The organism is Stenotrophomonas sp. MYb238, from assembly GCF_009496535.1.
Taxonomy (GTDB): Bacteria; Pseudomonadota; Gammaproteobacteria; order Xanthomonadales; family Xanthomonadaceae; genus Stenotrophomonas.
On the sequence record NZ_WIDL01000006.1, the window covers coordinates 144,222 to 165,263 of the forward strand.

At 69.4% G+C, this 21,042-nt stretch carries 20 protein-coding genes and 1 pseudogene; 12 read left to right on the plus strand and 9 right to left on the minus strand.

The features are described 5' to 3' along the window. Positions 1 to 842: 842 nt before the first annotated feature. The 4 genes from CQ393_RS06215 (at position 843) to CQ393_RS06230 (ending at position 5,387) form a co-directional block, all read left to right on the plus strand. A complete protein-coding gene (locus tag CQ393_RS06215) occupies positions 843 to 1,697 on the plus strand; it encodes a MurR/RpiR family transcriptional regulator (protein WP_153190686.1) in 855 nt (284 codons plus the stop codon). Between the two features lie 17 nt (positions 1,698 to 1,714). Further along, positions 1,715 to 2,503 (plus strand): L,D-transpeptidase family protein, encoded by a 789-nt coding sequence (locus CQ393_RS06220; RefSeq protein WP_153190687.1) that lies wholly within the window; start codon positions 1,715 to 1,717, stop codon positions 2,501 to 2,503. Between the two features lie 257 nt (positions 2,504 to 2,760). Next, on the plus strand, positions 2,761 to 4,029 hold the full coding sequence (locus CQ393_RS06225; protein ID WP_153190688.1) for a dicarboxylate/amino acid:cation symporter: 1,269 nt from the start codon (positions 2,761 to 2,763) through the stop codon (positions 4,027 to 4,029). Positions 4,030 to 4,238: 209 nt separating this feature from the next. Beyond that, positions 4,239 to 5,387 carry a PQQ-dependent sugar dehydrogenase gene (locus CQ393_RS06230; protein WP_153190689.1) on the plus strand — a complete coding sequence of 383 codons (1,149 nt, stop codon included), beginning with the start codon at positions 4,239 to 4,241 and terminating at the stop codon, positions 5,385 to 5,387. Between the two features lie 73 nt (positions 5,388 to 5,460). Here the strand turns inward: CQ393_RS06230 and CQ393_RS06235 are convergent, their stop codons facing one another. The 5 genes from CQ393_RS06235 to tsaD form a co-directional block, all read right to left on the minus strand. Further along, entirely contained in the window at positions 5,461 to 5,955 is a 495-nt protein-coding gene (locus tag CQ393_RS06235) for a hypothetical protein (protein WP_153190690.1), read from the minus strand. 107 nt (positions 5,956 to 6,062) lie between these two features. Next, a complete protein-coding gene (locus CQ393_RS06240; protein WP_153190728.1) occupies positions 6,063 to 8,201 on the minus strand; it encodes a glycoside hydrolase family 3 N-terminal domain-containing protein in 2,139 nt (712 codons plus the stop codon). A gap of 123 nt (positions 8,202 to 8,324) precedes the next feature. Then, positions 8,325 to 9,593 carry a mechanosensitive ion channel domain-containing protein gene (locus CQ393_RS06245; RefSeq protein WP_153190691.1) on the minus strand — a complete coding sequence of 423 codons (1,269 nt, stop codon included), beginning with the start codon at positions 9,591 to 9,593 and terminating at the stop codon, positions 8,325 to 8,327. Positions 9,594 to 9,831: 238 nt separating this feature from the next. Continuing rightward, the gene (folB, locus tag CQ393_RS06250) at positions 9,832 to 10,188 is read right to left on the minus strand and encodes a dihydroneopterin aldolase (protein ID WP_153190692.1); all 357 of its coding nucleotides are present in this window, start codon (positions 10,186 to 10,188) and stop codon (positions 9,832 to 9,834) included. Positions 10,189 to 10,335: 147 nt separating this feature from the next. Beyond that, entirely contained in the window at positions 10,336 to 11,397 is a 1,062-nt protein-coding gene (gene tsaD, locus CQ393_RS06255) for a tRNA (adenosine(37)-N6)-threonylcarbamoyltransferase complex transferase subunit TsaD (RefSeq protein WP_153190693.1), read from the minus strand. 265 nt (positions 11,398 to 11,662) lie between these two features. On the opposite strand from tsaD, the gene rpsU reads away from it, so the two are divergent. The 7 genes and pseudogenes from rpsU (at position 11,663) to CQ393_RS06290 (ending at position 17,244) form a co-directional block, all read left to right on the plus strand. After that, entirely contained in the window at positions 11,663 to 11,878 is a 216-nt protein-coding gene (gene rpsU, locus CQ393_RS06260) for a 30S ribosomal protein S21 (RefSeq protein WP_002808376.1), read from the plus strand. Between the two features lie 131 nt (positions 11,879 to 12,009). Then, on the plus strand, positions 12,010 to 12,456 hold the full coding sequence (locus tag CQ393_RS06265) for a GatB/YqeY domain-containing protein (protein WP_153190694.1): 447 nt from the start codon (positions 12,010 to 12,012) through the stop codon (positions 12,454 to 12,456). 91 nt (positions 12,457 to 12,547) lie between these two features. Then, positions 12,548 to 13,381, plus strand: a pseudogene (locus CQ393_RS06270) (YihY/virulence factor BrkB family protein); the annotation flags it as partial. Between the two features lie 137 nt (positions 13,382 to 13,518). Further along, positions 13,519 to 15,252 carry a DNA primase gene (gene dnaG, locus CQ393_RS06275; RefSeq protein ID WP_153190696.1) on the plus strand — a complete coding sequence of 578 codons (1,734 nt, stop codon included), beginning with the start codon at positions 13,519 to 13,521 and terminating at the stop codon, positions 15,250 to 15,252. Then, positions 15,252 to 15,692: a hypothetical protein gene (locus tag CQ393_RS06280; protein ID WP_153190697.1), complete on the plus strand. Its 441-nt coding sequence runs from the start codon at positions 15,252 to 15,254 to the stop codon at positions 15,690 to 15,692. The genes dnaG and CQ393_RS06280 overlap by 1 nt, the downstream gene beginning before the upstream one ends. A 56-nt stretch (positions 15,693 to 15,748) precedes the next feature. Next, a complete protein-coding gene (locus CQ393_RS06285) occupies positions 15,749 to 16,237 on the plus strand; it encodes a sulfur transferase domain-containing protein (RefSeq protein WP_153190698.1) in 489 nt (162 codons plus the stop codon). A 32-nt stretch (positions 16,238 to 16,269) separates the two neighbouring features. Beyond that, on the plus strand, positions 16,270 to 17,244 hold the full coding sequence (locus CQ393_RS06290) for a bile acid:sodium symporter family protein (RefSeq protein ID WP_153190699.1): 975 nt from the start codon (positions 16,270 to 16,272) through the stop codon (positions 17,242 to 17,244). 133 nt (positions 17,245 to 17,377) lie between these two features. On the opposite strand, the gene cyoE is transcribed toward CQ393_RS06290, so the two are convergent. Genes cyoE through CQ393_RS06310 form a run of 4 tightly spaced genes read right to left on the minus strand, consistent with a single transcriptional unit; the run spans position 17,378 to position 20,766 of the window. Beyond that, positions 17,378 to 18,271 carry a heme o synthase gene (gene cyoE / locus CQ393_RS06295; protein WP_153190700.1) on the minus strand — a complete coding sequence of 298 codons (894 nt, stop codon included), beginning with the start codon at positions 18,269 to 18,271 and terminating at the stop codon, positions 17,378 to 17,380. 4 nt (positions 18,272 to 18,275) lie between these two features. After that, on the minus strand, positions 18,276 to 19,439 hold the full coding sequence (locus tag CQ393_RS06300) for a COX15/CtaA family protein (RefSeq protein ID WP_153190701.1): 1,164 nt from the start codon (positions 19,437 to 19,439) through the stop codon (positions 18,276 to 18,278). Between the two features lie 10 nt (positions 19,440 to 19,449). Beyond that, positions 19,450 to 20,034, minus strand: coding sequence for a hypothetical protein (locus CQ393_RS06305; protein ID WP_153190702.1), 585 nt, complete (start codon positions 20,032 to 20,034; stop codon positions 19,450 to 19,452). Between the two features lie 18 nt (positions 20,035 to 20,052). Next, a complete protein-coding gene (locus CQ393_RS06310; protein ID WP_153190703.1) occupies positions 20,053 to 20,766 on the minus strand; it encodes an SURF1 family protein in 714 nt (237 codons plus the stop codon). A 57-nt stretch (positions 20,767 to 20,823) separates the two neighbouring features. Between CQ393_RS06310 and CQ393_RS06315 the strand changes: the two genes are divergently transcribed. After that, the gene (locus CQ393_RS06315) at positions 20,824 to 21,042 is read left to right on the plus strand and encodes a twin transmembrane helix small protein (RefSeq protein WP_153190704.1); all 219 of its coding nucleotides are present in this window, start codon (positions 20,824 to 20,826) and stop codon (positions 21,040 to 21,042) included.

Consider the following 21,042-nt stretch of genomic DNA (forward strand, 5'->3'; position numbering starts at 1 on the left):
CTACCTCTACCTCTACCTCTACCGTTGCCGTTGCCGTTGCCGTTGCCGTTGCCCGTGATTTTGCCCTTCGGCGTTTGACCCTCCCGGCCGTAGAGCGAGCCGAGCACTGCAGCGGGGCAGGGGGCGAAGAGGCGCACGTGTCTGAGCGCAGCGAGTTGTGCGCCGTCCCCCTGACCCGCGAGGAGCACAGGGAACCGGCGGGCGCAGCCCGACGGATCGCGTCCCGGCCCGTGTTGACCAGCCATTCGGCTGTTGGAAAAGCGCTTCTTTGGGCTACCTTTTCTTTGCACGAGCAAAGAAGAGCCCTTTCAACAGCCGAATGGCTGGTCAAAGTAGCTCGCACTCCGAAAGGGGGGCGAAAGCTCTTGATCCTGCTTCTGCCGTTGTTTCAGCTTTCCAAATACAAAAGGCAACAGCAAAGCAACAGCGTGGAGCCAAAGCAGAGTATTGAAAGCAAAGCTTTCACTCCTGCTTCGCAGGAGCGAGCCACCTTTCTTTGCTCGTGCAAAGAAACGTGGCCCAAAGAAACACGCCCCTGCCTCCGCGCCCACGGCACTACGTGCCGCGGGTCCACTCCGCCGGCGGGATTTTTCTACGCGACATCCATGTCTCGTAGAAAAACGACGTGCATCCATGCACGCCGCCCTTCGGGTTTTCCCCGCCGGCTCCGTCGCTGCGGAAGGGGACCCGGAAGTCAAAAGCCAAAGGCAACACCAGAATCACAGGCAACAGCATCCCTCCTTGGCCCACACAGCCCCATGAAACGTCCCGGGTGAATCCAAAGCCTTACAGCGTCTCCCAAATCCTTTTAGAGTCACCCCATCGCAGCCGACATCCCACCCATGCCACCCCTGGTAAAAATCCGCTCCGAACGCGAACAGATGTCGGCGATCGAACGGCGCATCGCCGACTTCATCCTCGACAACGCCCACCTGCTGCGCGACTACTCGTCCCAGCAGCTGGCCAACGCCTTGGGCATCAGCCAGTCGAGCGTGGTCAAGTTCAGCCAGAAGCTGGGGTTCAAGGGCTACCCGGACCTGAAGTACTCGGTCGGCGCGGCGGTGGCGCTGGCCAACAACAGCAACGGCAACGTTACCGAGTGGCCGCCGGAAAGCGACCCGCACGGCTACCTGCAGGTCGCCGATGGCCTGCGCCGCAGCAAGGCCGCCGCCGAGGAGGAAACCCGCGTCGCCAACCCGCAGGAGGAGGTCGAGGCGGTGATCGCGCTGATCGACGCCGCGCCCAAGGTGTTCGTCTACGGCCTGGGCGACGACGGCCTGTACGCGCGCGAGTTCGCCATGCGCCTGGCGCTGCTGGGCATCCTCACGGTGCAGCACGCCGACCCTATCCTGATGACCGCCAACCTGTCGGCCGCGCGTCCCGGCGACGTGCTGCTGGTGTTCTCCGAGTTCGGCAAGCTGCCGCAGCTGTGGCAGCTCTCGCGCCAGTTCCAGGAGATGGGCGGCAAGGTGGTGTCGATCACCCGCCACACCGCCAACCCGCTGCGCGCCCATGCCGACGCCTCGCTGGCGATCTGCGCGCACGACCCGCAGCCGCCGGTCGCGCAACTGCTGTACCGTTGTTCGCTGCAGTACCTGCTGGACTTCGTGTTCGTGCTGCTGTGCCATGCCAACCCGGACCGCCAGCGCCAGCTGGCGCTGAACCAGGAACGCATCCAGCAGCTGATCGACAACTGATTGCCGGAGCCGCCGCCATGTCCTCCCTGTTCCGTTCCTTCGCCCGGTGCCTGCTGCCATCGCTGTCCGCGATGGCGCTGATCGGCGCCGCCTCGGCCGCGTCGCTGGCCACGCCGGTGCACGATGCGCGCCAGCTGGTGGTCGTCACCACATCGTCGTGGGACACGCCGTCGGGCCGCCTGCAGGCCTACGAACGCACCGCCGAAGGATGGCGTGCGCACGGCGCCGCCTTCGATGTGGCGCTCGGGCGCAACGGCAGCGCCTGGGGGCTGGGCGTGCATCCGGCGCAGCAGGACGGCCCGCAGAAACGCGAGGGCGATGGCCGCAGCCCGGCCGGCGTGTTCGGCATCGGCGAGGCCTTCGGCTACGCGCCGCGCATCGACAGTGCGATGCCCTACCAGCCGATGCTGGCCACCAGCTACTGCATGGATGTGCCCGATTCGCCGCTGTACAACCGCATCGTCGATGCCGAGGTGGTGGGCAGCGAGGCGGTGGAAGGCTCCAGCGAACCGATGCGGCTGGACCTGCACAACAAGGGCGACCGCCGCTACCGCGAGGGCTTCGTGATCGAGCACAACCCCAGGGCCGAGCCCGGCCAGGGCAGCTGCATCTTCGCCCACCTGTGGCGGCAGAGCGGCGAAGCCACGGCCGGCTGCACGGCGATGGAGCCCGAGCGCATGGAGGCGCTGCTCGGCTGGCTGGACCCGGCGGCGCATCCGCTGTTCGTGCTGCTGCCCGATGCGGAGTACGCACGCCTGCAGGGAAGCTGGGGCCTGCCCGTCCAGCATCCGCAGGCCGCTCATTGACTCTTTGCTTTTCCCTTCTCCCCCGGGAACCAGTCCAGCAGGATTGTCGGACTGCACGGCGAAGCCGCCCGGAGGGCGAGGCGCATGGATGTGCCGAATGCAGTGGCGCCAAGCGCCGGATGAGGTACGGGCGAAGCCTGCCCATGTTCAATCGTGTGAGGCTTCGCGCGCACCCTCATCCCAACCCCTCTCCTTGAGGCAGAGGGGCTTCGAAGCCCGCTCCGGATCTCCTTCTTCCCTTTCGCCACTGGCCCTCCATGACCACATCCACCCGACGCTTCCGGCTCTCCGCTCCCGTCAAAGTGCTGATCTCGCTGCTGGTCGGCGCGGTGGTCGGGCTCTCGCTCACCCATCATGATCCGGTGCTCGCGCTGCAGGTCGCCGAGTTCGCCCGGCCCATCGGCCGGCTGTGGCTCAACGCGCTGCAGATGACGGTGGTGCCGCTGGTCACCGCGCTGGTGATCGTCGGCGTCAACACCGCCAGCAACGCCGCCGCGTCCGGGCGCACCGCGCGCAACGCGATCCTGGTGTTCATCGTGCTGCTGGTGGCCGCGGCCAGTTTCTCGGCGGTGATCACGCCGGCGCTGCTGGGCCTGGTGCCGCACGACAGCGCCACCATGCAGACCTTCCGCGCCGCCCTGCACGCGCCGGAGAACCTGTCCAAGGCGCCCACCGCCGCGCAGTGGATCTCCTCGCTGATCCCCAGCAACGTGCTGGCCGTGGCCTCGGCCAACGCGATGCTGCCGCTGGTGGTGTTCGCGATGTTCTTCGGCTTCGCGCTGAGCCGGCAGGACGCCGCGCGCCGCGACCGCATCCTGGAGATCATCAAGATCGTCGGCGACACCATGATCACCATCGTGCGCTGGGTGCTGTGGGCCGCGCCGCTGGGCGTATTCGCGCTGGTGCTGGTGGTCTGCGCCGAGGTCGGCATGAGCGTGCTCGGCATCCTCGGCTACTACATCCTGCTGATGTGCGTGGTCTACATCCTGATCACCCTGCTGCTGTACGTGGTGGCGGTGCTGGCCGCGCGCGAGGGCCTGCGCCGCTTCGCCGCGGCGCTGGTGCCGGTGCAGGTCATCGCCGGCAGCACGCAGTCGTCGCTGGCCTCGCTGCCGGCGATGATCGACAGCGCGCGCAACCGGCTGGGCTACCCCACCGCGCTGACCTCGCTGGTGCTGCCGATGGCGGTGTCGCTGTTCCGCGTGACCAGCCCGGCGCAGTACATCGCCGTGGCCAGCTTCATCGCCTGGCTGTACGGCATCGACATCACCTTCTCGCAGTACGCGGTGGCGGTGCTGCTGGCCGCGGCCATCAGCATGGGCTCCACCGGCCTGCCGGGCCAGGCCAACTTCATGACCAACAACATGCCGGTCACGCAGAGCATGGGCCTGCCGGTGGAACCGCTGGGCGTGCTGCTGGCGGTGGATACGATTCCCGACGTGTTCTGCACCATCGGCAACACCACCGGCGACATGACCGCCACCTCGATCGTCGCCAAGCGCATGGGCACGCCCGAAGAAGGGTAAAGCCAACCCGTAGGAGCGGCTTCAGCCGCGATGGGGCTTTCATGCAGCTCTGGGCGCCGGGGCTGCGCGCTCAATGGATGGGAGTCCCATGGGAAAGCCCCATCGCGGCTGAAGCCGCTCCTACCCTGCGTGATGGCGGGTGGTCTTTCCTGCGCTTGTCGTCTTCGCCTATGGTGGGCTCCTTGCCGCATTCACCAGGAGGACGTGCCATGCCCCGCCCGCTGCTGCTCTGTCTGGCCCTTGGCCTGACGCCCGCCCTGTTCACCACCGCCTGCGCCGCGGACCCGGCCGCCGAGGCGGCAGTCAAGCCGGCGCAGTGGCCGTTCGCCGCCACCGAGGTGGCCCGCTTCGACGAACCGTGGGCGATGGCGTTCCTGCCCGACCGCAGCCTGCTGGTCACCGAGAAGGCCGGCAAGCTGGTCCACTTCGATCCGGCCAGCGGCCGCCGCCACGAGATCGCCGGGGTACCGAAGGTGGCCTACGGCGGCCAGGGCGGCTTCGGCGATGTGGCCGTGCATCCGCATTTCGCCCACAACGGGCTGGTCTATTACAGCTATGCCGAGCCTGGCGCGAACGACACCCGCGGCGCCGCGGTGGCGCGCGCGAAGCTGGTGCTCGATGCCGGGGGCGGCGGCCGCCTGGTCGATGCGCAGGTGATCTGGCGGCAGGCGCCGAAGGTGAGCGGCAACGGCCACTACGGGCACCGGCTGCTGTTCGGGCCGGACGGCAAGCTGTGGATCAGTTCCAGCGAACGGCAGAAGTTCGACCCGGCGCAGGACATGAAGGGCAACCTCGGCAAGATCATCCGCCTGAACGACGACGGCAGCCTGCCGGCTGACAACCCGTTCGCCGCGCAGGGTTCGCCCGCCGACCAGGTGTGGTCGCTGGGCCACCGCAACGTCCTCGGCCTGGCCTTCGACGCGCGCGGGCGGCTGTGGGAAAACGAGATGGGCCCGAAGGGCGGCGACGAGCTGAACCTGATCCAGCGCGGCGGCAACTACGGCTATCCGCTGGTTTCCAACGGCGACCACTACGACGGCCGCGACATTCCCGACCACGACACCCGCCCGGAGTTCGTCGCTCCCAAGGTCAGCTGGACGCCGGTGATCTCGCCGTCCAGCCTGGCCATCTACAACGGCGCGCTGTTCCCGCAGTGGCGCGGCAACGCCTTCATCGGCGGCCTCTCCTCGCAGGCGCTGGTGCGCATCGCCTTCGACGGCGACAGCGCGCGCGAAGCCGAACGCTTCGACATGGGCAAGCGCATCCGCGCGGTGGTGCAGGGCCCGGACGGCGCGTTGTGGCTGCTGGAGGACGGCGGCGGTGCGCGGCTGCTCAAGCTGACCCCGCGCACCCCGTAACACCCGTAGGAGCGCAGCTCGCTGCGCGATGGGGGCTTCCCGGTAGAGCCCCATCGCGCACTGAAGTGCGCTCCTACGCCGGCTGGCGCATGCGCAGGTACAGGCCGATGGCCTGCACCAGTCCGTAGCAGACCAGGGCGGCAGCCAGGCCCAGGGTCAGCGGGCTGGCGTTGGCCGCGCCCGGCGCCATGCCCTGGCTGAAGGCGCCGTCATGCCAGCGCCAGGCCAGCCGCGCGACCAGCAGCACCGACAACGCGCCGCCGATCCACGGATTGGGCGTGTAGCCAGGCCGGCCTTCGCGCACATCGAAGCGCGTGTGCTTCAGCGCGAACCAGGCCAGCCCGGTGCCGGCCAGCGCGCCCACGGCCATGCCGGCGGCCACGTGCGGCACGAAGGCCGCCGCCGCCCCAAGCAGCACCGCCACCAGCACCAGGACCGCGATGCGCACCAGCGTGCGGCGCGGCTGCCAGGGCTGCCAGCCAAAGTGGCGGCGGAGGCGGCGGTAGTACAGCCAGCCGAAACCGGCGGTCATCAGCCACGGCAGGTAGGTGGGCATCGGGGCAGGCATCGGCGAAACTCCAGCGGGCGCGGCGACAGCATCGTACGCACGCCGGGCGCATCAAGATGCCGATCGTCATCCCATGCCGGCCGGGGTCGCGGGCCGGAAAAGCAGGCTCAGGGCGCCAGCAGCTCGAACCGGACCGGCTCGCCGCTCGCCGACGAAGCGCAGACCCACAGGTCGAACAGGCCCGGCTCGGCGGTGAATACGCCATCGGCGTTGGTGAAGGCCAGTTGCCCGCGGTCGAGCCGGAACACCACCTCCTTCGCCTCGCCGGGCGCGAGCAGGATCTTCTCGAACGCCTTGAGCTCGCGCACCGGGCGCACGCGGCTGGCGACGCGGTCGTGCACGTACAGCTGCACCACTTCCTCGGCAGCCACCGCGCCGGTGTTGGCGACGGTGGTGGTGACGACCAGTTCGCCGTCCCAGTCCAGCTGCGGCGCGCTCAACCGCGGCGCGCCGTAGGCGAAGCTGGCGTAGCCCAGGCCGTGGCCGAAGGCGTACAGCGGCGCATCGGGCATCTCGCGCCAGCGCGCCTTGAACTCGGACATCCCCGGCAGTTCCGGGCGGCCGGTGCGCGGGTGGTTGTAGAAGTACGGCTGCTGCCCGGAATGCCGCGGGAAGCTCACCGGCAGGCGGCCGGACGGGCTGTAGGCGCCGAACAGCACGTCGGCTACGGCATGGCCGGTCTGCGTGCCGAGGAACCAGGTCACCGCGATGGCCTGCGCATCGCGCACCGCGCCGTGCAGCGCCAGCGCGCGGCCGTTGCGCAGCAGCACCACCACCGGCGTGCCGGTGGCGGCGACCGCCTCGGCCAGGGCCTGCTGCGCCGGCGGCAGCACGATCTCCACCCGCGACTGCGCCTCGCCGCTGTAGCGCTGCGGTTCGCCCAGCGCCAGCACCGCCACGTCGGCGCGCCGCGCCGCGGCCACCGCCGCCTCGATACCGCCCTCCACGGCGTCTTCCAGCGCGCAGCCGGGCACCACTTCCAGCAGCGCCTCGTCGTCCATCGCCGCGCGCACGCCCGCTTCCAGCGTCATGTAGCGCGCCTTGTCGCCGAACAGCGTCCAGCAGCCTTCGATGTTGTCGCGGTCCTGCGCGAACGGGCCGATCAGCGCGATCCTCTGCCCGCCCCGGCGCAGCGGCAGCAGCGCGTCCTCGTTCTTCAGCAGCACGATCGAGCGCCGCGCCGCGTCGCGCGCCAGCGCATCGTGCGCGGCGATGTGCGAGGTGTCCGCCTCGCGCGCCGGGTCCAGCGAGCGATAGGGATCGTCGAACAGGCCGATGGCTTCCTTCAGGCGCAGGATGCGCCTCACCGAGGCGTCCAGCATCGCCATCGGCACCTGCCCGCTTTCCACAAGCGCCGGCAGGTGCGCGGCGTAGAAACCGCTCTGCATGCTCAGGTCGAGTCCGGCGCTGAACGCCTTGCAGGTCGCATCCACCTCGTCGGCGGCGTACCCGTGGGCGATCAGCTCCATGTCGGCGGTGTAGTCGGACACCACCACGCCGTCGAAGCCCCACTGCCCGCGCAGCAGGTCGGTCAGCAGCCAGCGGTTGGCGCTGGCCGGCACGCCGTTGATGTCGTTGAAGGCGCTCATCAGCGCGCGCGCGCCGGCCGCCAGCGCAGCCCGGAACGGCGGCAGGTGCACGTCGTGCAGGGTCTGCGGCGCGATGTCCACCTGCGCGTATTCCATGCCGGCGGCAACCGCGCCATAGGCGGCGAAATGCTTGGGCGTGGCCAGCAGCGAATCGGCGGCGGCCAGGTCCCCGCCCTGGAAACCGCGCACGCGCGCGGCGGCGAAGGCGCAGCCCAGCACCACGTCCTCGCCGGCCGACTCCGCGCCGCGGCCCCAGCGCTGGTCGCGGGCGATGTCCACGGCCGGTGCGTAGGTCCAGTGGATGCCGGCGGCGGTGGCCTCGACGGCGGTGGCGCGTGCGGTGCGTTGCGCCAGCGCCGGCTCGAAGCTGGCGGCCTCGCCCAGCGGGATCGGGAACACCGTGCGCATGCCGTGGATCACGTCGGCGGCCAGCGCCACCGGTATGCCCAGCCGGCTCTCCTCCACCGCCACGCGCTGGATTTCCCGGCCCTGCGCGGCGCCGACGCCATTGAACAGGCTGCCGACGCGGCCGGCGCGCACCTGTTCCAGCACCTGCCCCGCGTTGCGCACATTGGCTTCGGGGTTCACGTCCGGCGCGAACGGGCGGACCATGTCGGCGAAAACCCCCAGCTGGCCCACTTTTTCTTCCAGGGTCATGCGGGCGATCAGGGATTCGATGCGGTCTGCCACCGGCGGTCCTTGTATGGAAACGCTTGCAAAGCGCGGATTCTAGCGCCGTCGTCGTGAAGCCCGGAAAGCCCGCGCCGCCCTCGCGGGCCGCTAGCCGGACGCCGGTTCGGCCCTCGTCGCCATCAGCATCGCGTCGCTGGATTCCTGGAACACGCGCAGGCCGAACTCGGGCAGGATCGCCAGCAGGTGGTCGAACACATCCGCCTGCGTGGCCTCGTACTGCAGCCAGGCGACCGAGGCGGTGAAGCAGTAGATCTCCAGCGGCAGGCCCTGCGGCGTCGGCGCCAGCTGCCGCACCATCAGCGTCATGTCCTGGTGGATGCCCGGATGGCTGCGCAGGCAGCGCTCGACATAGGCGCGGAAGGTGCCGAGGTTGGTCATCCGCCGTGCGTTGACCTCCTCCGGGTGCATCTGCGCCACCTGCGCGTTCCACTGCTCCAGTTCGGCGCGCTTGCCGGCCAGGTAGTCGTCGAGCAGGCCGAACCGCTCCAGCCGCGCCAGCGCCGCCGCGTCGAGGAAACGCACGCTGTGCTGGTCCAGGAAGATCGAGCGCTTGATGCGCCGCCCGCCCGATTCCTGCATGCCGCGCCAGTTCTTGAACGACTCGGTGACCAGCTTCTTGGTCGGGATGGTGGTGATGGTCTTGTCCCAGTTCTGCACCGTCACCGTGTGCAGGGCGATGTCGATCACGTCGCCGTCGGCGTTCTGGCTGGGCATTTCGATCCAGTCGCCGAGGCGCACGCGGCCATCGCCGCTGATCTGCACGCTGGCCACCAGCGACAGGATCGTGTCCTGGAAGATCAGCATCAGCACCGCGGTGGCCGCGCCCAGGCCGGTGACCAGGTAGCGCAGGTCCACGCCGGCCAGGGTGGCGACGATGGACAGTCCGGCGATCACGAAGATCACGATCTTGGCCACCTGCAGGTAGCCCTTGATCGGCTTGTTGCGCGCCTCCGGGCGCCGCTCGTACAGGTCGTTGGCCGCATCCAGCGCATGCGAGATCGCCAGCACCACGGTCAGGATCGCCCATGCCTGGCAGGCGCCGACGACGAAGCCCACCAGCCCCGGCGGCAGGTCCGGCACCAGCCGGATGCCGGCGGCGATCACCTGGCTGGGCACCACGTTGGACAGCCGTGCGATCACCCGCATCAGGTGGCTGCCACGCCCGGTCTCGGCGCCGGGCAGGCGGCTGAGCAGCCGCCGCAGGCCACGCAGCAGGATGCGCTTGGTGATCCAGTTGGCCAGGCCGGCGGCGATCAGCAGCCCGGTCAGGGTGAGGGCGGTATAGGCCCAGGGATAGGGTTCAAGCGTGTTGCGCAGTTCCTGCAGCCAATAGCCGGCCGCTGCCGCTACCACCATCCGTTTTTACTCCTGTGTTGCGAGGGGAAACCGTTCGCGCGCTCCGCGACGATGCCCGGCCCCAGCAGGTTCCGGCGCGTGCCGGCATCGCCGGCAGTGGCATCGCCACTGCGTCATGGCCTGCGCCGCGGACGATGGCCGCCTGCGCCTGCAACTGCCGGCATCGCCTGCGATGCGCGACGAAAAAGCATACGTGCACCGGCGTTAACACCACGAGACCACACCGGCCCGGCGGCGCTCAGGCCTCGCGCGCGCGCTCGATCACCACGCCCACCGCGCGCGCGCCGCGTACCGCGCCGGGCTTGCTCAGCTTCAGGCGCAGCCAGCGCACGTCGAATTCATCCAGCACGACGGCCGCGCAGCGTTCGGCCAGGGTTTCCACCAGGCCGAAATCCGATTCGCGCACGTATTCCTGCAGGCGTTTGCTGACCGCCTTGTAGTTGAGCGTGTCGGCGATGTCGTCGGTCGCCGCCGGCCTGCGGTTGTCGAACCCCATCTCCAGGTCGAACACCAGGGTCTGGCGGATGCGCCGCTCCCAGTCGTAGATGCCGATCAGGGCGTCGATTTCGAGGCCCTCGATGAATACCTTGTCCATATGTGAAGCGGGGAACCGGGATTGGGGAACCGGGAATGTTACGTGCTGGCGCGTCAAGGAAAGCGGAGAGCCGCGATTCCGGCGGGAAGCACCCACGTACCGGTTCGAAGGCCGGAACGGCGCGGGAACATCGCCCGCTCGCCGCGCTCAGGCCGCGCCCGTTCCCTGTTCCCCGTTCCCTGCCGCCAACGGCGGCAGCGTGGCCATGTCCCAGCGCGGCACCACCTTCACCTCGGCCGGGCTGTGCTGGCCGGCCTGCAGGCGCAGCGCGCCGGCGAAGGCGATCATCGCGCCGTTGTCGGTGCACAGCGCCGGACGCGGGAAACAGACGCGGCCGCCACGGCGCTGCGCGGCGTCCTGCAATTTCGCCCGCAGGCGCTTGTTGGCGCCGACGCCGCCGGCCACTACCAGCACGTCGCAACCGGCCGCCTCCAGCGCGCGTTCGCACTTGATCGCCAGCGTATCGACCACCGCGTCCTCGAAGCCGCGGGCGATGTCGGCGCGCGTCTGCTCGCTCTGGTCGCTGTCGCGCCAGGCCAGCAGCACCTGGGTTTTCAGCCCGGAAAAACTGAAGTCCAGCCCGGGCCGGTCGGTCATCGGCCGGGCGAACCGGAAGCGCCCCGGCGCGCCGATCTCGGCCAACCTGGCAAGCTGCGGACCACCCGGGTACGGCAGGCCCATCAGCTTGGCGGTTTTGTCGAAAGCCTCGCCGGCGGCGTCGTCCAGCGTTTCGCCGAGCAGGCGATAGCTGCCGATCGCATCCACCGCGATCAGTTGGGTGTGCCCGCCGGAAACCAGCAGGGCCACGAACGGCGGCTGCGGGGGGTCGTCCTCCATCAACGGCGCCAGCAGGTGGCCTTCCATGTGGTGCACGCCGATGGCCGGCACGTCCAGCGCCCAGGCCAGCGAACGCGCCACCCCGGCACCGACCAGCAGCGCGCCGACCAGCCCGGGGCCGGCGGTATAGGCCACCCCGTCGATCTCGGACACGGCGATGCCGGCCTCGTCCAAGGTCTGCCGGATCAGCGGCAGGGTCTTGCGCACGTGGTCGCGGCTGGCCAGTTCCGGCACCACGCCGCCGTATTCGGCATGCAGCGCGATCTGGCTGTAGACCGCATGGGCGCGCAGGGCGTCGACCCCCGACAGCGCGGTGTCGTACACCGCCACGCCGGTCTCGTCGCAGGAGGATTCGATACCAAGGACTTTCATGCCGTCATTGTGAACCTCCGGGCGCGCGTTTACGAACCGGGGCGGCGACCGCAGCCCCATTCTGGCGCCCTGCCGCCAGGCTCCCTGCGCTGGCATCGCGGCCGTCTTCCCGCCGTGACTTCACCGGCCAAGCGGCTGCCCGGAGGCCGGGGCCCGACGGTTCCAGGGCGGCCCGGTCTGCCCGCCCACTTGCGCCCGGATTCAAAGCGGATATAATGCGCGGCTCACCGGGCGTGACCCGGTCTCACTGTGTCCCGGAGATTCCATGCCCAGCGTCAAAGTCCGCGAGAACGAACCTTTCGAGTTTGCGCTCCGCCGCTTCAAGCGCACCTGCGAAAAGGCCGGCGTGCTGGCCGAGACCCGCAAGCGCGAGTTCTACGAAAAGCCGACCCAGGAACGCAAGCGCAAGGCCGCTGCTGCCGTGAAGCGCCAGCTGCGTCGTTCCTCGCGCGACGTCACCAAGCGTCAGCGCCTGTACTGATCGGACGCGACTCCTGAGCGGGGGCTTCGGCCTTCCGCGACGGGAGTGAGAGCCGGCACGCGCGAGCGTAGCCGGCTTTTTGCGTTCCCGCGCCACGTGCGCCCCCATCCCGATCCCGCAAGAGGTGATCCATGAGCCTGAAACAGCAACTGACCGACGACATGAAGGCCGCCATGAAGGGCGGCGACAAGCACTCCCTGGGCGTGATCCGCCTGATCAACGCGGCGATCAAGCAGAAGGAAGTGGACGAGCGCATCGAGCTGGACGATGCCGCCGTGATCGGCGTGCTGGACAAGATGGTCAAGCAGCGCAAGGACTCGGTGAGCCAGTACGAGGCGGCCAACCGCGAGGACCTGGCCAGGATCGAGCGCGAGGAGATCGTGGTGATCGAGCGCTACCTGCCGGCCAAGATGGGCGAGGCCGAGATCCTGGCCGCGATCAACACCGCCATCGCCCAGACCGGCGCCAGCGGCGCGGCCGACATGGGCAAGCTGATGGGCGTGCTCAAGCCGCTGCTGGCCGGCCAGGCGGATATGGGCCTGGTGTCGAAGCTGGTCAAGCAGGCCCTGGCCGGCTGAGTCCGCCACCGCTGCTGCCGGTCGCCATCGCGAGCCGGCAGCGGCGCGTCCATCACGGCCTTCTTCCGGACGGCGTGCGATCCTGCACGCCATGGCGCCCCTGTCACCGGAAATGAAACACCGCCTCGAGCGGTTGCAGCAGAGCCTGCCGGCCGCCCTGGTCCGCCGCTTCACCGAAGCGGACGTGATGACCCAGGCGGCCTCGCTGGCGTTCTACACCCTGCTCTCGCTGGCACCGCTGCTGGTGCTGCTGCTGTGGCTGACCGCCTCGCTGTACCCACCCGCGCAGCAGGCGCTGGTCGGCCAGATCGGCGACCTGGCCGGCAGCAGCGTGGCGGAAGTCGCCGACACGGTGATCGCCAACGCCAGCGCACGGCCCGACCTGGGCTCGCTGGCCGGCGTCTGGAGCCTGTTGCTGCTGTTCGTCGGCGCCACCGTGGTGTTCGCCCAGCTGCAGGGCGCGCTGAACCGGATCTTCCGCGCCGACCTGCAGCGTTTCGACGGCGTGCTCGGCTGGCTGAAGAAGCGCATCTTCTCCGCCGGCGTGGTGCTGGCGCTGGGCTTCCTGCTGATCGTGTCGATGGTCGCCACCACCGCCCTGCAGGTAGTGTTCGCGCACCTGCCCTCGCTGCTGCCGGCGGTGGGCTACGTGTCCACGCTGGTGCTCTACGCGCTGGGCTTCGCCTTCCTCTACCACTACCTGCCCGACCGCCCGGTCGCCTGGCCCCAGGCTTTCGGCGGCGGCGCCATCACCGCGGTGCTGTTCACCCTGGGCCGCTACGGCATCGGCCTGTACATCGCCAACGCCGCGCCCGGCAGCGCCTACGGCTCGATGGGCACGCTGGTGATCATGCTGGTCTGGGTCTACTACGCCAGCGTGGTGTTCTTTGCCGGCGCCCTGGTCACCGCGGTCATCGACGAGCGCGCGCATCCGCCGCGGGCGCCAGAAATCGCCTGACGACGCCCGCGGGAACCGCGCCCTCGGTTCCGGTGCCGAGCCTCTAGTACACTTGCCGCACACCTTCGCCATGTACCGCTGCCGGCGGTGCTCCATTTTCCCGCATGGCCCGAATCCCCGACGCGTTCATCGACGACCTGCTCGCCCGCTCCGACATCGTCGAAGTGGTCGGCTCGCGCGTGCCGCTCAAGCGTCAGGGCAAGGAATACGCGGCGCGCTGCCCGTTCCACGACGAGCGTTCGGCTTCGTTCACCGTCTCGCCGACCAAGCAGTTCTACCACTGCTTCGGCTGCGGCGCGCACGGCACGGCGATCAGTTTCCTGATGAACTACGACCGCCTCGAGTTCCTCGACGCGGTGGAGGAACTGGCCAAGCGCGCCGGCATGGAGGTGCCGCGCGAGACCAACCCGCGCAGCCCGCAGCAGCAGGACGACAGCCGCGACCAGTACTCCGCGCTCGACGCCGCCACCCGCTTCTTCCAGAAGCAGCTGGAAGGCAGCGACAAAGCGCTGGCCTATCTCGATGGTCGCGGCGTCGATGCCGACACCCGCGCGCGTTTCTCCATCGGCTACGCGCCGGATGGCTACAGCGCGCTGAAGGACGCGCTGGGCAAGGACGAGCGGCGCATGAAACTGCTCGAGCGCGTCGGCCTGTTCTCCAAGAACGACCGCGGCCACGTCTACGACAAGTTCCGCGACCGGGTGATGTTCCCGATCTTCGATCGCCGCGGCCGCGTCATCGCCTTTGGCGGCCGGGTCATGCAGAAGGACGACGGCCCCAAGTACCTCAACTCCCCCGAGACCGCGCTGTTCCACAAGGGCCGCGAACTGTACGGCCTGTGGCAGGTGCGCCAGGCCAACCAGAAGATCGAGCGGCTGGTCGTGGTCGAGGGCTACATGGACGTGGTCAGCCTGTTCCAGTTCGGCGTCACCCAGGCGGTGGCGACGCTGGGCACGGCGACCACGCCCGACCACGCCGAGCTGCTGTTCCGCAACGCGCCGGACGTGTATTTCTGCTTCGACGGCGACAACGCCGGACGCAAGGCCGGCTGGCGCGCGCTGGAATCGGTGCTGCCGCGCATGAAGGATGGGCGCCAGGCCTTCTTCCTGTTCCTGCCCGACGGCGAGGACCCGGACACCATCGTGCGCAAGGAAGGCGCCGAGGCCTTCGATACGCGCCTAAAGCAGGCCACGCCGCTGTCGCAGTTCTTCTTCGACGAGCTCACCCGCGAGATCAACCTGGGCACGCTCGACGGCAAGGCGCGCCTGGCCGAACGCGCCAAACCGATGCTGGCGCAGATCCCCGATGGCGCCTTCGGCGACCTGATGAAACAGGAACTGCAGCGCCTGACCGGCGTGGGCCGCGCGCCCGGCGGCAACACGCAGGCCGCCGCGCCCGCGCGCCGCGCGCCGGTCGCACCGGTGCAGAAGCGCAGCCTGGTGCGCGCGGCCATCGCCATCCTGCTGCAGCAGCCTTCGCTGGCGCTGAGCCTGGAAGGCCACCACGCCGTCGCCGGCCTGCGCCTACCCGGCATCGAGCTGCTGCTGGAGCTGCTGGAACTGGTGCAGCAGCGCCCGGACATCAGTACCGGCGCGCTGCTGGAGCACTTCGACGGCCGCGAGGAACAGGCCGCGCTGCATCGCCTGGCGGCCGTCGCCCTGCCCGGCGACGAGGCCAGCTGGGCCCAGGAGCTGCACGACGCCGTCGTGCAGCTGGAGAAGCAGCTGCTGCAGCAGCGCCTGGACGAACTGCAGGCCAAGCAGCGCCAGCAGGGCCTGGACGAGACCGACAAATACGAGCTACGCGAACTGCTCAAGACGCGCGCGACCATGCGCTGATGCAGGATCGGGAGGTTGCAGTGACCAGGATCGATGACTTCTTCGCCCGTTACGAGGAAGGCGCCAACTCCTTCGATCCGGAGTTGATGGCTTCGCTCTATACCGCCGAGTTCATGGCCGGCGACCCGGGCGGCGTCTCATGCGGCCGCAACGACCAGACGCTGCGGGACGCCTTCATCCGTCGCAAGGCATTCTTCCAGCAGATCGGCTTCAAGCGCGCCAGGATCCTGCACGTGGCGGCCACGCCACTCGACGGGCACTACACGATGGCCAAGGTGCACTGGCAGATGACGTTCGAGAAGCAACCCGGCCATCCGCTCGATTTCAGGTTTTTCATCACCTACTTCCTGCATGATCCGGGCAGCGGGCCGAAAGCTGCTTTCTGGATTTCGCATGACGACGAACAACGCGTCATGCGCGAGGCCGGGCTGGTTCCGTAATACATGCAACCCGCTCGACCGGCACCGCCCGCGCGCGATTTCCACTGGAGAAGCCCATGAAGCTCAGCCATCCCCTTGCCCTGCTGTTGGCCCTGGCCGCCAATACCGCTTTCAGCGCCGAACTTCGCCAACCGGGCGAGCGCCTGTTCACCGGCGGCCAGCCCAGCGCGCAGCAGCTGCGCGATGCCGCGCAGGCCGGCGTCACCACCGTGATCGACCTGCGCATGCCGCAGGAAGACCGCGGCTACGACGAGGCCGCCGCGGCCGAGCAACTGGGCCTGCGCTACGTGCGCCTGCCGATCGATGGCGCCACCGGCATCAGCGAGGCCAACGCGCGCACGCTCGACCGCCTGCTCAGGCAGGACAGCGGCACCACGCTGCTGCACTGCGCCTCGGGCAACCGCGCCGGCGCGCTGCTGGCGCTGGCGCAGGCGCGCGTGCGCGGCGCATCCCCCGACGCCGCCCTGCAGTTCGGCCACGACGCCGGCCTGACTTCGCTGGAGCCGGCCGTGCGCGCGGCGCTGGAAACTCCCTCCAGGCCCTGACGCTGCCTCCCGCCACAAGGACACCCCCGCCGATGACCCGCTGGTGGTCGCGCCTGCGACCGGACAACTTCACCCTCGCCCTGCTCGCCACCGTGGCCCTGGCCACCGTGCTGCCGATGACCGGCGGCGCCGCGCGCGGCCTGGACCGCTTCACCGACCTGGCCATCGCCGCGCTGTTCTTCCTGCACGGCGCGCGCCTGCCGCGCGAATCCATCGTCGCCGGCCTGCTGCACTGGCGCCTGCACCTGGCCATCCTGGCCTGCACCTTCGTGCTGTTCCCGCTGCTGGGCCTGGCGTTGAAGCCGCTCGCCGGCTGGGCGCTCACGCCCGATCTCTACATCGGCGTGCTGTTCCTGTGCGCGCTGCCGTCCACGGTGCAGTCGTCCATCGCCTTCACCTCGATGGCCGGCGGCAACATTCCCGCGGCGGTGTGCGCGGCCGCGCTGTCGAGCATGCTCGGCGTGTTCCTGACCCCGCTGCTGATGGGCCTGCTGGCCGGCAGCCAGGGCGGCATGGCCGATCCGCTGCACGCGGTCGGCGCGATCATGCTGCAGCTGCTGGTGCCCTTCGTCGCCGGCCACCTGCTGCGGCCGTGGATCGCGCGCTGGGTGGAACGGCAGCGCGCGCTGTTGCGCTATACCGACCAGGGCACGGTACTGCTGGTGGTCTACGGCGCGTTCGGCGAATCGGTGGTCGAAGGCCTGTGGCGCAAGACGCCGGTCGGCTCGCTGCTGGCCGCCGCGCTGGTGGCCGTGGTGCTGCTGGCCATCGCCATGCCCGGCATCACCTGGCTGGCGCGGCGCCTGGGCTTCAGCCGCGAGGACGAGATCCCCATCGTGTTCTGCGGCTCGAAGAAGAGCCTGGCCACCGGCGTGCCGATCGCCAAGGTGCTGTTCGCCGGCGGCAGCCTCGGCGCGATCGTGCTGCCGATCATGATCTACCACCAGATCCAGCTGATCGTCTGCGCGGTGGTGGCGCAGCGTTATGCGCGGACGGCAAAGCGGTAGGAGCGCACCTTGGTGCGCGATGTGGCCTGGCCGGGAAAGCCTTCGCGCACCAAGGTGCGCTCCTACGGGCCGCAGGCGTTCCCGGTGAGGCTTGGTGCGGGACGAGCCCCGCACCTGGGGCGCAGGCCCGCCCTCAAAGCCAGGGCAGCAGCCAGTGGTCCACCAGCAGGAAGGCGAACAGCGCCATCAGGTAGACCACCGAGTAGCCGAACATCCGCATGTTGAACATCTCGTCCGGCGGGTCCTGCATCTTCCACGCGTACCACAGGAACACCAGGTTCAGCACGGTGGCGCCACCGAGGTAGAACACGCCGCTCATGCCCAGCGCCACCGGCAGCAGCGTCACCACCACCAGCACCACCGAATAGAACAGGATCTGCCGGCGCGTATGCGGCACGCCGTGGGTGACCGGCAGCATCGGAACCGCGGCCTTGGCATAGTCGGCGCGGCGGAAGATCGCCAGCGCCCAGAAGTGCGGCGGCGTCCATACGAAGATGATCAGCACCAGCAGCGAGGCATAGGCCCAGTCCGACGCGCCCTGCATGCCGGTGATCGCGGCCCAGCCCAGCAGCGGCGGCGTGGCGCCGGCCAGGCCGCCGATGACGATGTTCTGCGAGGTCGCGTGCTTGAGGTACACGGTATAGACCACCGCGTAGCCGATCAGCGAGGCGAAGGTCAGCACCGCGGTGATCACGTTCACCCACAGCACCAGGATGGTCATCGACAGCGCGGCGAGCGCGGCGGCGAATACCAGCACCTGGCGCGAGGACACCTTGCCGACCACCAGCGGGCGCCACGAGGTGCGCGCCATGTTGGCGTCGATGCGCGCGTCCAGCAGCTGGTTGATCGCCGCCGCCGCCGCCGCCGCCAACCAGATGCCGATGAAACCCAGCGCGCCGGTCGTCGCCTGCGCGGCAGTCGGCCAGCCGGGAATCGCCAGGAACATGCCCACCAGCGCGGTGAACACGATCAGGGCCACCACCTTGGGCTTGGTCAGGTCCCAGTAATCGCGCAACGTCGTACTCATCGGCTCACTCCGGGGCACGCAGCCGCGCCAGCAGCGAGACCAGCACGAACAGCAGCAGCACGGCGCCGCCGTTGTGCATCACCGCCACCGCCAGCGGCAGCGCGAGCTTGACGTTGAGCACGCCCAGGGTGGCCTGCAGCAGCACCAGCAGGCCCAGCGCGCTGGCCCAGCCGCGCATGCCCGGCAGCCGGAACAGGCGCGCCGACAGCACCAGCAGGTACAGCGCCACGACCACGGCCATCATCCGGTGTGCCATCTGGATGGCGATGCGCGAGGCGCCGTCGAGCACGCCGCCTTCGTAGTCCACGCCGATGCCGCGCCACAGGGTGAAGCCCTCGGCATAGTTCTGCGGCGGCCACCACTGGCTGACGCAGCGCGGGAAGTTGTCCAGCGAGGCGCTGCCGCCGCCGCAGGCCAACGCGGCGTAGTTGGCGCTGACCCAGCCGCCCAGCGCGATCTGCAGCACCAGCAGTGCCAGCCCGGCGCGCAGCCACCAGCGCAGGCGCGGCGCCTGCGCCAGGGTGATCGGCAGGTGCGTGGCCTTCCACGCCATCCACACCAGCAGGCCGAACATCAGCATGCCGCCGAGCAGGTGGCCCATCACCACGATGGGCTTGAGCAGCCAGGTCACCGTCCACATGCCCAGCAGTGCCTGGAAGATCACCACCGCCAGGGTCAGCACCGCCGCGCGCGACAGGTCGATGTTGGACCAGCGCAGCGCGGCCAGCAGCAGGATCGCCTCGCCGCCGATGGCCAGCACGCTGGAGGCGACGTGTTCGCCGCGCATGTACAGGGGAATGGCCAGCGCCACCAGTACCGAGGCGGTGACCACCTGCGCCACGCCCCACCTGCGGCGGCGCGCGGCCAGCAGCGCCAGGGTCAGGATCTCCACGCCCAGCAGGCCGGCCAGGAAGCGGTGCACCTGCTCGCGCCAGGCCTTGTGGCTTTCCAGCGGGCGGATCTCGCTGGCCACGTGCTGCGCGGCTTCCACCTGCGTCTGCGGCCAGGTGACGCGGCCGTAGCAGGTCGGCCAGTCGGGACAGCTCAGCCCGGCATCGGACAGCCGCACGAACGAGCCGAACATGATCGTGCTCGCGGTCATGATCAGCGCGAACCACGCCAGGCGGTGGAAATTGCGGTGCAGCGCCGGGCGCGCGGGGGCATTCATCGGATGGAACTCACTTCAGTTTCAACAGCCTGGAAAGGTCGGTGCGCAGGCCGCCCGGGTCGAAGCCGGGCGCATAGCGCAGTACCACGAAGCCGTTGGGATCGATCACGTACACCGGGATGCCGGAAGGGTCGTCCACCCCCGGCAGCTTCGCGCGGACCGCCGGCGAGGGCTGCAGCACCTTCAGCGCCGGCGAGGCCGCCACCTGTTCCGGCGGCGTGCCCAGCCACAGTATCTCGACATTATCCGCGTTATGGCCGAACAGCTGCCACACCGTGTCCAGCTGCTGCGACAAAGTGACGCAGGCCGGCGCGCAGGCGGCCGGCGGCGCCAGCACGATGCGCCAGTGGCGGGCGCCCGGATTCCACGCGTAGGCGCTGCCGTTGGCCAGGTGCAGGCGTTCCTGGCGCAGGTCCACCGGCGGCTCGAACAGCTGGCCGTGGTTGCGGTTCACCTGCGGCATCCAGCCGGAAAAGCGCAGGATGCCGGCCAGCGCCATCGACCCGAAGAACATCGCGAAGATGAGCAGCAGCACGCGGCGGCCGCGCTTGCGGATGACGAGTTGTTCCGGAGTCAGGGCATTCATGTACGGCATTTTCCCATGGCTTTGCGTTCAGCGCCCGCGGCGGCGGCGCCAGTGCAGTACGGCGGCGATCGCCAGTACCGCCAGCGCCATGGCGAACCATTGCACCGCATAGCCGAGATGGCGCGAGGGCGGCAGCGTATTGGGCAGCAGGTCCAGGTCGCGGGTGTAGCCCAGCGGCGAGGCCGGATCCAGCCGCAGCACGTGCCCTGCCAGCGCGTTGGCCGGAAGCCCGAGGCGTGCGGCGATGGCGGGGAAGTCCAGGCGCGTGGCCAGCCACACCTGCGGCTGCGGTGTCTCCACCAGCGCCGACCCCAGCGCAAGGCCGGACGACGGCGGCGGCGCCCACAGTCCCTGCACCTCGATGCGGCCCTGCAGCGGCGCGATGCGCGGCAGCCGGCGATCGGCCGGCAACGGCAGCCAGCCCAGATCGACCAGCACCGCGCCACCGTCCGCGCGCGCGGCCTGGTACACCTTCACGCCGGCGCGGCCGTCGCGCAGCTGGTTGTCCAGCAGCACCGTGGCGGAAATGAACTCCAGCCGGTCATGCACCCAGTGCAGCGTTTCCGGCACGCGCAGCGCCTGCGCCAGGGCCATCGCCTCGCTGCGGTCCGGCGGCACCTGCGCCAGCAGCGCCTGCTTCTCGTGCATGCGCTGCAATTGCCAGACGCCCAGCGCGCTGAACGCGGCGGCGACCACCAGCGCCAGCAGCCAGCCGAACAGACCCGTGTGCTGTCGCGTCATGACAACTGCGCCGCGAGCAGGTCAGATAGCACCGCCTTCCCACTCCTCGAGCCGTGCATGAATGATTCGTTGAAGACACTGCTGGTGATCGCGTTCCTGATCGTCATCGTCTGGAATCTTGGCGCCGGGCTGTACTACCTGATGATCGATCGTGGCCAGACCAAGCGCACGGTCAATGCGCTGACCCGGCGCATCGTGCTGTCGGTGGTGCTGATCCTGCTGGTCGTCCTGGGCATCTACAGCGGCTGGATCAAGCCGCACGGCGTAGGCGGCTGA